This is a genomic window from Paraglaciecola sp., from assembly GCF_039964565.1.
Taxonomy (GTDB): domain Bacteria; phylum Pseudomonadota; class Gammaproteobacteria; order Enterobacterales; family Alteromonadaceae; genus Paraglaciecola.
The window spans coordinates 128960-141063 of sequence record NZ_JBDVXF010000028.1 but is presented as its reverse complement, the minus strand read 5'-3'; the positions used below and the strand labels follow the sequence as shown (position 1 = coordinate 141063).

General features: G+C 40.5%; 12 protein-coding genes. 2 read left to right on the top strand and 10 right to left on the bottom strand.

Annotated elements, in window-relative coordinates:
• Positions 1-15: 15 nt before the first annotated feature.
• Together ABJK37_RS11435 and ABJK37_RS11430 are read left to right on the top strand one after the other, a co-directional pair.
• Positions 16-1473 carry an NAD(P)/FAD-dependent oxidoreductase gene (locus tag ABJK37_RS11435; protein ID WP_348353499.1) on the top strand — a complete coding sequence of 486 codons (1458 nt, stop codon included), beginning with the start codon at positions 16-18 and terminating at the stop codon, positions 1471-1473.
• 296 nt (positions 1474-1769) lie between these two features.
• Positions 1770-2963, top strand: a complete 1194-nt coding sequence (locus ABJK37_RS11430; protein WP_348353496.1) for an MFS transporter — start codon at positions 1770-1772, stop codon at positions 2961-2963.
• 39 nt (positions 2964-3002) lie between these two features.
• On the opposite strand, the gene ABJK37_RS11425 is transcribed toward ABJK37_RS11430, so the two are convergent.
• From ABJK37_RS11425 to ABJK37_RS11380, 10 genes are all read right to left on the bottom strand, one after another.
• A complete protein-coding gene (locus ABJK37_RS11425; RefSeq protein WP_348353493.1) occupies positions 3003-3743 on the bottom strand; it encodes an NUDIX domain-containing protein in 741 nt (246 codons plus the stop codon).
• Between the two features lie 44 nt (positions 3744-3787).
• A complete protein-coding gene (locus ABJK37_RS11420) occupies positions 3788-4174 on the bottom strand; it encodes an MmcQ/YjbR family DNA-binding protein (RefSeq protein WP_348353490.1) in 387 nt (128 codons plus the stop codon).
• A gap of 84 nt (positions 4175-4258) precedes the next feature.
• Complete coding sequence (locus ABJK37_RS11415; protein WP_348353488.1) at positions 4259-4783, bottom strand: response regulator; 525 nt, start codon at positions 4781-4783, stop codon at positions 4259-4261.
• Positions 4780-6012, bottom strand: coding sequence for a HAMP domain-containing sensor histidine kinase (locus tag ABJK37_RS11410; protein ID WP_348353485.1), 1233 nt, complete (start codon positions 6010-6012; stop codon positions 4780-4782). Before ABJK37_RS11410 ends, ABJK37_RS11415 begins: the two co-directional genes overlap by 4 nt.
• A gap of 37 nt (positions 6013-6049) precedes the next feature.
• On the bottom strand, positions 6050-7228 hold the full coding sequence (locus tag ABJK37_RS11405; RefSeq protein WP_348353482.1) for a hypothetical protein: 1179 nt from the start codon (positions 7226-7228) through the stop codon (positions 6050-6052).
• A gap of 2 nt (positions 7229-7230) precedes the next feature.
• A complete protein-coding gene (locus ABJK37_RS11400; protein WP_348353479.1) occupies positions 7231-8394 on the bottom strand; it encodes an MbnH family di-heme enzyme in 1164 nt (387 codons plus the stop codon).
• Between the two features lie 53 nt (positions 8395-8447).
• Positions 8448-9416 carry an MbnP family copper-binding protein gene (locus tag ABJK37_RS11395; RefSeq protein ID WP_348353476.1) on the bottom strand — a complete coding sequence of 323 codons (969 nt, stop codon included), beginning with the start codon at positions 9414-9416 and terminating at the stop codon, positions 8448-8450.
• 23 nt (positions 9417-9439) lie between these two features.
• The gene (locus ABJK37_RS11390; protein WP_348353474.1) at positions 9440-9934 is read right to left on the bottom strand and encodes a copper chaperone PCu(A)C; all 495 of its coding nucleotides are present in this window, start codon (positions 9932-9934) and stop codon (positions 9440-9442) included.
• A gap of 266 nt (positions 9935-10200) precedes the next feature.
• Complete coding sequence (locus ABJK37_RS11385; protein WP_215926027.1) at positions 10201-10764, bottom strand: phosphoribosyltransferase family protein; 564 nt, start codon at positions 10762-10764, stop codon at positions 10201-10203.
• A gap of 78 nt (positions 10765-10842) precedes the next feature.
• Complete coding sequence (locus ABJK37_RS11380; RefSeq protein WP_348353470.1) at positions 10843-12054, bottom strand: lipoprotein-releasing ABC transporter permease subunit; 1212 nt, start codon at positions 12052-12054, stop codon at positions 10843-10845.
• Between the last annotated feature and the right edge of the window lie 50 nt (positions 12055-12104).

The window sequence follows — 12104 nt, the reverse complement described above, 5'->3', positions numbered from 1 at the left end:
AGGAGAACCAGTCAGGTGAGCACCCAAACCAAACAAGTAGATGTATTAATTGTTGGCGCTGGTATCTCAGGCATTGGTAGTGCGTACCACCTACAAAACCAATGCCCTAACAAGTCATACGCAATTATTGAAACTCGAAGTGACTTAGGTGGAACCTGGGATCTGTTTCGCTATCCTGGGATCCGCTCCGATTCTGACATGTTTACATTCGGCTTTAATTTTAAACCGTGGCGCTCACCCAAAGCCATCTCTCCCGGCGCAGATATCAAACATTACATTGCCGAGGCAGCAACTGAAAATGCTATTAGCCAACACATTGTTTTTCGACACAAAGTAATATCAACGAACTGGGATAGCAAACAGTCTAAGTGGCATACCAAAGTACAGAATCTGCAAACGGGAGAATATTGCCAATACATCAGTCGTTTCTTTTTTTCAGGTGCCGGTTACTACAACTACGAGCAAGGCTACACCCCCGACTTTCAAGGCACAGAGAATTTCTTAGGCAAAATTATTCATCCCCAGCATTGGCCACAGGACTTGGATTACGCAGATAAAAAAATCGTGGTAATAGGAAGTGGCGCGACGGCGATTACATTGGTTCCAGCGATAGCTAATTCGGCTAGTCATGTCACTATGTTGCAGCGCTCTCCTACCTACATAGCTTCGCTGCCTGAGCAGGATATCTTTGCCAACCTAATGCGCCGACTATTGCCCGCCAAACTGGCCTACAGTTTAAGTCGCTGGCGAAAAATATTGTTGGGAATGTTTATGTATTCCCTATCAAGAAGACGACCAGAGATAGTCAAAAAACGCATACGAAAAGCCATTATTGATGAATTGGGAGAGGATTACCCTGTCGATAAACACTTTAAGCCTCACTATCAACCTTGGGATCAACGAGCATGTTTAGTACCAGACGGGGACTTTTTTAAAGCGATTAAAAACGGTTCAGCCTCTGTAGTCACTGAGCATATAGACACTTTCACACAAACTGGAATTAAATTAAAAAACGGTAACGAAATCACCGCAGATATTATTGTAACGGCCACTGGACTTAAGTTAGACATACTCAGTTCATACCAAATAAGCATTGATCGAAACAGATTCAACATTGCCGAGAGTTTTTGTTACAAGGGTATGATGTTAAGCGGTTTGCCTAACTTTGCTTTTTCAATGGGGTATACCAATGCCTCTTGGACTCTTAAATCAGATTTGGTGAGTCAATATGTTTGTCGTTTACTGAATCATATGGACAAACATCATCATCAATATTGTGTACCAGTGTTGCCCGCTGACGGCATTAAAGAAGCGCCCATTATAGACTTTACCTCTGGGTACATCATCAGAGCATTGCATGAAATGCCTAAGCAAGGTCGTGAAAAACCATGGAGACTGAACCAAAATTATATCCTTGATCGGCTAAGTCTAAGCTACTCATCTGTAGTAGATAACAGCATGACTTTTTATTAATACATCACTTCGCAATTTCATTACCCACACTAGTGTAAGTTTCTTAATTATTAAATAACTGGAAATAAGATGGGTGTATTGATAAATACTATTGGTCAAATTTAGAGTTACGGTTATGATCCCGACTTAGTGATGATGTTTTCACAAATATATTCACTTCTTAACTCTGCTTTTTTAAACTCAGCAATCGAGGATTATGTGACTAAGTATAACGTTCTGACTAGTTATAAATTGGCCTATAATTACCCTCTGAACAATAGACTAGCCGCAAAACACTTGTTGTATTTTTTCGCATCATGAGCCATCCACAAACCAATGCCTTAGCCAAACGCACCCTTTTATTAGCAGCTGGGGCCATGGGGTTTGCACAAACCGTGTTATTTGCCATATTAGCACCGCTAGGTAGAGAGGTGGGGTTAGTAGAAGTACAAATTGGTGCGATTATCTCATCCTCGTCGTTAACCCTATTTCTTGTTAGTCCTTTGTGGGGACGTGCCAGCGACATTTGGGGAAGAAGAAAAATCCTGTTAATTGGTTTGTTTGGTTATTCCTTCGGAACTATACTCTTTGCCAGTGTATTCCAGGCAGCGCTGCTAGGGTATCTCATTCCTGTAACAGCCTTGATACTATTAATTGTGACTCGAGTCGCCAACGCTACAGTGATGGCAGCAGTTGCTCCTTCGGCCAATGCTTATATGGCTGACATCACCACTGTAAAAGATAGAATAAAAGGCATGGGTGCAATTGGCGCCGCCGGAAATATTGGCTCTATTCTCGGCCCTGCAGTAGGAGGCTTACTTGCCACTATCAGTTTACTTACACCACTGTATTTTTCGGTATTTTTAACCCTAGCGGCGGCGGTATTAACATTTTATGCGTTGCCAGAATTACCCAAACCAGAAGTCATAGAAAAACCTCAAAGACTTAAGTACACCGATCCTAGGATCTTTCCTTTGGTGATTGCTGGCGTATTTTTGTTTATGGGGTTTGCGATTGTGCAACAAACTATCGCGTTTCGGTTTCAAGATGTATTAGGACTAGATGGCACTCAAACTGCCAAAATTGTTGGGGTGAGTCTGATGTTTTCAGCAGCCTCGGCATTGTTGGTGCAATTATTGGTTATTCCTAGATTACATGTCAGGCCATTTGTATTACTTAGAATATCCATGCCCATCATGATGTTGGCATTTGCCATTATGGCCTTGAGTCAAACTGAGAGCATGTATGTTGCGTCAATGTGTATATTAGGACTAGGAATGGGACTTGCCGGCCCAGGGTTTATGGCCGGCGCCTCTGTTGCGGTATCGTCCGAAGAGCAAGGTGCTGTGGCAGGAGTCGCCGGTGCTTGTGGTCCATTGGGTTTTACGGTTGGTCCGCTGTTGGGCACCTATTTATACTCAATAGACGGAGCCCTTCCCTATTGGTTTGCTTTTGTGAGTTATTTGTTGTTGTTTTTCTTCACACTTAAATTTAGTGATAAAAAACGCTAATTCTATCAATTGAAAGCCTAATTTTAGCCACAGTTTCGGTCAGTCATTGGCTAAAAAAACTTCGTGCTTAAGTTTCGAAAATTGACTCAAATCTAAAGTCGACTTACCCAAGCCTGTTGCATTGACTAGAGATTTCACTAGGTATTTATTAAAAGGGCTATTATTGCTGTCGGCTAGAAAGTCTTGGGGTAAAATCCATTTAGCATCTGCAATTTCATGGGTATCTTGAATATCAATTTGTGTCGACAATGGAGATAATTTGCAGACTATATAGATGTTTGATTTTCCGAAGCGATAAGGATGGGTACTCGCCATACCCAATACAGAATCAAAACTCGTGGCGATCCCGGTTTCTTCTAAAACCTCTCTGTATACCGCATCCTCTATTTTTTCTCCTAGCTCTATATGGCCACCGGGTAACTTATAAGTCGACGCATCCCGTTCGCGGATCACCAATAATTCACCCAACGAATTTTGTACAAATCCTCCGGCTCCCAGTGAATGTGTGGGCACGAAAGGAACATAATCTTCCTCCAAAGATTTATACGTCAGAGTAATTTCAGTAGGTAAACAATTATGGAAGGTGAAACCCTGTTGAGTCGCGATCTTAATTAAATGCGCCAAATCAATGGGCAAAGTTAACCAAATCACCGATTTTTTTTGTAAGCTGGCGTGCTCTAATAATGCACTTAATTGTTGTAAAAACAGCTTTTCATCAGTTGGAATGGCGCTGCTATCGATAATAATACCGTTAAATTTATTGTATTCAAATGCTAACAAAATCTACCACTTATAAAGATTAATGTTTTGGGGTGACTTATTTCTTAAAGATGCAGCTTAATCGCTTGCTGATCTGTTTTCACCATATTCGCGACAACTAAATCAAAAGAATTATCTATCATCCGCTGTATTTCACCTTGCGGGATAGTTCCATCAAGTTTGATCGTATTCCAATGGACTTTGCTCATATGGTACCCTGGGATCACTGACTTAAATATGTCTCTGAGCATTAACGCTTCTTGAGGGTCGCATTTGAGGTTCATCCAGTAAATATCATGATCTTCATCATCACCTTTACCCAGTTTTCCTCTTGATAAGGTCGCGAACATTTTGTGTTTCACTTTAAACACAGCTACATCTGCGCCAAAAGGGAAAGTTTCCACCGAAAAAGGTTTATTGACTAGGTACTCTCGTGCTTGTTGTTGATTCATCCCATTTTCCTTAAGTAAAAGTCCTTGGCTAATTATAATCTTATCGATAACTTTGTTGACATTTTTTAAGGAAATATTGATGTATCACTCACTAGTGGGTTTTTTTAGTAATTTCCGTTGTAACGTTCTGCGATGCATACCCAGTTGCCTAGCAGTAACCGATATGTTGCCATCATTTGATTTTAATACTTGCTGAATATGCTCCCATTCAAGTCGAGAAGGAGACATAATAGAGGTGTCGCTTACTTCCATGTCTTTATTTTCACCGTCTAACATTGCCAACAAGGTTTTGGTATCAACGGGCTTTGATAAGTAATCGTCGGCACCTAATTTAATCGCTTCTACGGCAGTGGCAATGCTGGCATAACCCGTGAGTAAGATAATTCTCGATTTGGGTAGTAGCGCTCTGAGTTGCGGCAAAATAACTAAGCTATTTTCGCTTCCCACTTTTAAATCCAGAATCATGTGAGTGGGTTGGTTTTCTTGGGCTAGCGCTAAGCCTTGTTCATTGCTCATGCCGTGTAAACATTCGTAACCATAATGTGATAAACGTCTTAACAAAATATCCGCGAAACTTTGCTCGTCTTCAACCAATAATAAAGTCTTCAAGAGAGTTTCACCAACTTCATAATCACTTCAACGACGGCTCCTACTTCAGAGTGATTGTATAAGCGAAATTGAGCCCCTAACCTACCTAATGTCGCATGACTAAGTAAGACTCCCATACCAAAACCTTGCTCGCTTTTCACTACGGTAGAGCCCAAATCAAGCAGGGTTTGCTCTGACAATCCAATACCAAAATCTCTAATCGTGAGTGTGAGTTGCTGATTTTCTATTTGACTCGATACTTCAATCTGTTGACTGTTATTTTGTTTAGAGGCTTGAACCGCGTTTTGCACTAAATTTAACAATGCTGGAAACAAAGTGGTGTCAGAGTACACTGCGAGTTGCTCATTAGAATCCAGTTGATAACGCACCTTTACATCGGAAAAATTTAATTGGATTTCTTGTTGAATCTGGGAAAATAACTGGCCTAAGGGGATTTGACGTTTACTATTTTGTTTAAGCTCCTCAGACATTACTCGAAAATCTTGTAAACGTTTACTGCATAATCCTAACTGTTCTTTCAATTGAGTTAACAATGTACTGCTGTATTCCAATTCTAACTCTTCAGTTAATAAGTTTGCTGTCGCCAATGGTGTCGCCATTTGATGAGCAAATTGTGCTGCTGTAGTACCAAGCGCAACCAATTGTTCTTGGCGTAATTGTTCTTCTCGTAATTGACTCACTAAACGCTCTTGCTGCCGCATTGCTTGCGCTAATGATGCCACGATTAGCACAACCACCAAAGCGGACAAAACGAAAGTTAACCACATCCCGATAAAATGTTGTTGCATATCAATTACATGCATCTGATGGTGGTCGAGGGTAAACAACAAGGTCGAATAGGCGGCAAGGGCCATAAAAGTAACGAACAATAACCAAGGTTTAGGTAATGTTACTGCTGCAATTGCGACCGGTAATAACAGCAAAGACACAAACGGATTAGTAGCACCGTTAGCAAAATAAAGTAACAAAGTAAGGGTCAATATATCAAGAGAAACCTGTAGTAAAAACTCAATAGATTGTGCGTTTCTATTACCCTTGTAATAGTAAAATAGACCTAGGTTAATCACTAATTCTGCAGCAATAATTAGCTTTAGGGAGATATAGGATAGAGAATACTCAAACCAAAATTCTGCCAATAAAACAACCAATAGCTGCAACGCAATAAAACCATTGCGCAGCTTGATTAACTGCAATAATTGACGATTAGTTTGCATGTGAGAAGTTGACATACGATTGCTAGATAGTAATAACAAAGACTGCCAGCATTTATAACAGTTTATACTGCCAAACTAAACCTAAAGACCAACGACTAGAGCCTTGCTCTTGAGTATCGTCTTGATACCATTCGCTACGAAACTTAAAGTTTTGGTAAAAGTCCCACGTCCACGAAACAGCTAATTTTTGGGGCTCAAATCCCACATTATATAAACCGCTAGATTGAATAAAGAGTTGCGAGGTATTGGTAAAACGATTGTCTATCACTAACCGCTCGTATTTCACTTGTACGCTATGCTTGTCTAACGACATACCAAATTGAATCTTATAGCCATCGTGGGTAGCCAATAAGTCAGCACTTTGGGTAGTATCGACTAGTTGTGCATCAATATCGGCGCGGATCCATTCAAATTCGCTATTAAAAACGATAGGATTAAGTTGCCACTGAAAACTTGCAAATATTCCCATCGTTAATGTATCACCACTAAACTCTAAATCAGATGCACTCAGTTGTTCGTTTCCATGACTATGTCCCCCGTCATAACGTTGATCTTTTCGAGTTTCTGCATGACTGGACATTAACCAAGAGCCTAATTGAGCCTTAAAGCCTCCGTCCTGATAGGGGTAATGAATATACAATGCCGCAGCCCCCTCACCCGAAGTTGCAGGCCAATTATCGCCATTCCAGACCTCAAGACCTACATTAACACCATATAAATGACTACTGGCTCTTGCACCAATATCAACAAAATGACCACCTAAGAATATATCTGCTAACAAAGGGGATTCACTGAACGCGCCACTAGAAGCATGAAAATTTGCAGTAGGCGTGACTTGTGTGGCCATTTTTCCTGCTTCGAATATGATTGTTTGTCCCAATAATTGGGTATTCGCCCCAAACCAGAGATTTTCTAATTCGAGTTCTGCAGAGCCATCATGACTATGAGCACCTATTTTAGAATTAACAAAATAGTTATTACCGAGATTTAAATGACCCAATAATTGCACATCGTCCAAACTCGCCCCCTTTTCAACCGGCAGAGCTTCCCCCCCCATTAACAAACCTGGAATCTGCCAAACTTGATCTATAGGAAACGATTCATCGCTACGAAATGTCATAGTTGTTTTAACATCTAAGGAGTCGGGCTGGATGTTATTAGTTTGATTTTCATGGGCAATAACAGACAAAGAAAACACACTACACAAAATAGGGAAAAAATACTGTTTCATTATTATTCTTCAAAAGGGTCAGAAAATTTAGGGTTATTGATAAACTCATAATCGGTAAGGGATTCAAGAAAAGCGATGACAGCATCAATTTCTTCGTCGGTCGTTTCAAAAGGCAAGATAAGACCTGACTTTAAAGGGCTTAAATTACCATCTCCAGCGTTGGGCCCGTTTTCAATTAGACGCCCTCCTCGAGCATAGTGTTCAATGACTTCACGTAAGGTCGCAATACTGCCATCGTGCATATAAGGTGCGGTTAATTCAATATTTCGTAAACTTTGAGGACGAAACATGCCACGATCAGCCGGATCTAACGTTAGGTCGTACAACCCTTGGTCTTCTGATGGATAACTACCCTGTCCATCTACGTTATACAATCCATTATTAAAAAATGGGTATTGAATCGTATCCTCTGTCGTATTCGAGTCTCTATACGACACGGAAAAGTTATTGCCAGTATGACAATGAAAACATTCAAACTTTTCACCGTTAAACAAACTGAAACCTAATTTTTGTTGTTCGGTTAACGCCCCAGTATCACCCAACAAATACTGATCATAAGCACTGTTCGCGCTGATCATAGTGCGCAAAAAACTGGCCAAGGAAAATATAATTTTATTTATACTTGCGCCCGAATCACTATCAGGAAAAGCCTCTGCGAACATCGCCTCATAATCAGGATCGTTATCAAACCTAGCCAGTACTTCCTCTATTTTTGAATCAGTGACTCCCAATTCTATTGGGTTATCGGCTCGAATTGGCACATTCAGCTGGTCTTCTAATTCCAAAAATCCATTGTTACTCCATGTAAAAGTAGAATGGTAAACCACATTAGCCAACCCCTGACTATTTCGGGTAAGTTGGTGTCCTGTAGAACCAAAGGGAGTAGCCACAGCATCACTAAAAGCAAGCGCTTGGAGGTGACAAGACGAACAAGATTGAGTTTGATTGGCGGACAATTTTTTATCGTAAAATAAAAATCTGCCTAATGTTATTTTTTGCTCGCTTAACGGATTATACTCGGGTATTGCAGGTGTTGAGATATGTGCAGGTAACTCAAGCAAATCTCTGATGTTTTTTTGTTCTGAACTTTCTTCAACTGTAGTCGTCGAGGATTGATTACACCCCATCAATAGACCCAGACAACAACTTACCACAATAAACTTCATATCGTCTCTTTTACACTTTAGGGGTTAACTCATCGTCAGTTAACCCCACTTTGTTATTCTGCGGTGATGGTCACATTGTCGGCGGCTACTGTTGCGCCAGTCTCAGTTGATATACCAAAATTTGAAAACACTGGCCCACAATCGGCTTGCATCGCAACAGGTGCAGAATGACATCGAACCGCAGGCGCATCTGACCCTTCTGCTGTCGGCGCAAACGCTAAACCAGCTAGGATACTTTGAATATCAAGAGTCACAGTATTAATCGCAGGATCAAAGTTATCTAATTCAACTTTAGGCGTATTGATGTATTCACATTCGTCTTGCGTTTCAAGGGCTAACAAGCCATCACCAGTACAGTTCTTACTGCCGATATGTAAAAAACCATCACCGGCAATACCATTGGTATCTTCTATGGCAAAGTTCATTAAAAAATGACGGTAACCACTGGCCCATGACCAATACATTTCATTTAACGGAGAAGGAGCATCTTCGGCTGAAGTGGTATTAATTACCTCTTTCATCATAGCTTGGGGCAGTCCCACTTCAAATGTCACCTTAGCCACACCTGTATCAACATAACTACCAGAAATCACACTATTAACGCGAGATGTACCAGATAGAGAGTCCAACGCACAAGTACCAGAATCACTAGAGGTTAAGTCGATTAAAGCAACAAACCCCTGCTCATTTTGGTATTGAAATTCGTTTTCATCTAAAGTTGCTTCGATTTCCACATCATATTGATCGTAGAACTTAATATTACTGACGTAGAACCGTAAATCACTGACACCCACGCTGTAACTTTGGTCAGTACCAAAACCCGCATACATAGTATCGCAGTTCACTTCTTCAACCCCACTCATCGCTTTAAAATTAAGACTAAAAGCACTTGCGACTAGATTATTTTGGTCATCATCGCCAGTAGAATCATTACTAGAATCGCTACTTCCGCAAGCAGTTAAAAATACCGCAGCTAATAGGCTGGCTATACGAGAGGGTTTAAAATTCCTATTTAATTGCATATTCATTTCTCTTAAATTTTATTTTAATGATGGGAGTGATGAGAGTTAGCGGCATCAGAAGATGGTTTGTCTTCTACCCAAACTTCAACCGTAATCTCACCGCTGTGTTCGAAACGCATTAACAGCGGAAACTTGTCACCTTTAGCTAACGGTGTTTTTAAACCCACTAACATGATGTGAGTACCGCCTGGTGTAAATTCGATTTTTTTTGCTGCCGATATCAACAAACCATCACGCACTTCACGCATTTTTGCCATATCTTGAGAATACTGGGTATGGTGAATTTGAGCTTGCTGCGCGATAGTTGTGGGCACTTCAACCGACAACAAGCGCTCCGTTTCTTGGCTAGAATTGTTGATAACCAAATAAACAGCGGCTGTTTTTACAACCGGGGCTGTTGGCCTCGCCCATGGATGATTAACTTCAATTTTTCCGGCGTTAAAATCATGAGCATACGAGCTAAAAGAAAAAGATGAAAATAACAAAAACGCGCCAAATGGCTTCAATAGGGAATTCATAACGACTTGCAAAATAAATTAACTCATATTTTTTTGAGCCATTATAGAAACTTATTAGGGTGGGACAATGCGACATATTGTCGCACCAATGTAAATTACTTGTGACGCAAATTAACTGTAACTTAACATTGTTCTGAAACGTTAATGTCCGTTGACCGAAACTAAAAAAACGTTGCTAGGCTAAAACGACACGATTCAACACGCATAAAAAAAGACAGTTACCTGTCTTTTTTATGTAAACAATAATCGATTGACGCTATTGCCAATTAATCCTGTTTTAGCAGATGCATCACATTTTTAAGGTCTGATTTACCTTGAATGATCTCATCTGGCGTAAGCCCAGATATCTCATGGGGAAAGACCAACCACTCATCACTTTCATGTACAAAGTAGTCCGGTACAATATCGGTTTTGTTGTTTTGGGGTTTGTAGTAAGGACACGCGATACGCACATCTTTTGGCATGTTCGCACGTGATAACTTCTTAATTTGTTTCATTAATGCATCAACACTGCGACCAGAATCAAATACGTCATCGACTATCAATAAACTATCTTCAGCGTTAGCATTTTCAATAAGATAATGTAAACCATGCACTTTAATGGTTTTTGACTGTTGATCAATTCCATAATAAGAAGAGGTACGCACAGCAATATGGTCTGTTTCCACTTTTTTAAAATCAAAATATTCTTGTACTGCGATACCAATTGGAGCGCCGCCACGCCAAATGCCGATGATAAAATGCGGTCTAAAGCCACTGTCATAAACTTGGGCCGCCACTCGAAACGAATCTTCGAGTAACTGTTGTGCGGTGATAAACGTTTTTTCCATTTGATAAACCTTAAAAAATTAGAGCGCAGTTGCCCGAGTATAAAACTATTAGCCGAGCATTATATACCGAACGAGAATTTATTCATATTTTAACGCATCGGCTGGATTCACTCTTACCGCACGATACGCTGGGTAAAGGCTAGCCAAAAAACATAAAATAAGCGATGTAGCAACAAGAAATAACACTTGTTGCCATTGCAGATCCGTCGGTACACCTTGCCCTTCAGGGCTGAGAAATACAGGTAAATTTAATAGTTGAATCAAATTGTTGATTTGTGACACTAACAAAACACCCGCAAACACTCCGATAACGGTGCCTTTTATTCCATTATAGATACCATTGAATAAAAAGATCCCCATGATTTTAGCGCGAGTCATACCTTGAGTTAAGAGTATCGCAATGTCACCCTGTTTCTCAGATACCACCATCACTAACGCCGAAACTATATTAAAGGCTGCAACCGAGATGATCAGTAACAACATCAGCGACATCATGTTTTTTTCCATTTTTACGGCGTCAAATAACACGCCCTGCTGATCTCGCCAATTAGTCGAAGTGTAGCCTTGTGATTCAAGCATTTGCACCACACTTTTATATTCAAAGGCATCCGCTAAAAATAAACGAGTTTGCGCGAGTTTCGAGGTCTGACTTCGCATTAACCTCGCAGCATCATCAATATGCATAAATACCGCTTTATCATCCAACGCCGAGCCTAAATCAAATATGCCTACTACTCGAAAAATTCTTTGGCTATAAATTCGACCAAAAGGCCCAAAGTAACTATTCTCTGAGGAAATCAAACGTGCCGATTCACCAATCCGCAAACGTAATTTATTAGACAGCGCATATCCAATGACAATCCCGTATTCACCTTTTGCTAAATCAGTCAGCTGGCCAATTAACATATTCTGACCAATGATAGATGATTGCTGCATGACATCTGGTTGAATCCCCTGAAACATCACGCCAGTTAACCCTTCTGACGACTGAATAATACCTTCTGCTTCGATCTGAAGGGCACTCGCTACTACGCCCTCTAAGCCATCAAATGTGGTTGGGCTAGGGTCTACGCCCGGTTTATGTTGTACTAAAATATGCGGTGTTATTCCCAAATTTCGAAGTTTAAGTTCACCTTCAAATCCGTTCATGACTGATAACACAGTGATCAATGCCATTAACCCAAGCGCAATACCGGCAACAGAGAAAAAATTGATAAATGCAATAAAATGGCTACCTTTAGACGCTTTGGCGTAACGCAAACCAATAAAGGCCGAGACTGGGTAAAACATAAAAAGAAACTCTTATGACAACAAAACAACTAAACAATAAAGGTTTAACT

What these genes read in the sequence shown, in the direction of transcription:
- ABJK37_RS11395 (WP_348353476.1), bottom strand. Translation starts at nt 9,416, where the DNA reads ATGCAATTAAATAGGAATTTTAAACCCTCTCGTATAGCCAGCCTATTA.
- ABJK37_RS11400 (WP_348353479.1), bottom strand. Translation starts at nt 8,394, where the DNA reads ATGAAGTTTATTGTGGTAAGTTGTTGTCTGGGTCTATTGATGGGGTGT.
- ABJK37_RS11410 (WP_348353485.1), bottom strand. Translation starts at nt 6,012, where the DNA reads ATGTCAACTTCTCACATGCAAACTAATCGTCAATTATTGCAGTTAATC.
- ABJK37_RS11405 (WP_348353482.1), bottom strand. Translation starts at nt 7,228, where the DNA reads ATGAAACAGTATTTTTTCCCTATTTTGTGTAGTGTGTTTTCTTTGTCT.
- ABJK37_RS11380 (WP_348353470.1), bottom strand. Translation starts at nt 12,054, where the DNA reads ATGTTTTACCCAGTCTCGGCCTTTATTGGTTTGCGTTACGCCAAAGCG.
- ABJK37_RS11390 (WP_348353474.1), bottom strand. Translation starts at nt 9,934, where the DNA reads ATGAATTCCCTATTGAAGCCATTTGGCGCGTTTTTGTTATTTTCATCT.
- ABJK37_RS11385 (WP_215926027.1), bottom strand. Translation starts at nt 10,764, where the DNA reads ATGGAAAAAACGTTTATCACCGCACAACAGTTACTCGAAGATTCGTTT.
- ABJK37_RS11420 (WP_348353490.1), bottom strand. Translation starts at nt 4,174, where the DNA reads ATGAATCAACAACAAGCACGAGAGTACCTAGTCAATAAACCTTTTTCG.
- ABJK37_RS11430 (WP_348353496.1), top strand. Translation starts at nt 1,770, where the DNA reads ATGAGCCATCCACAAACCAATGCCTTAGCCAAACGCACCCTTTTATTA.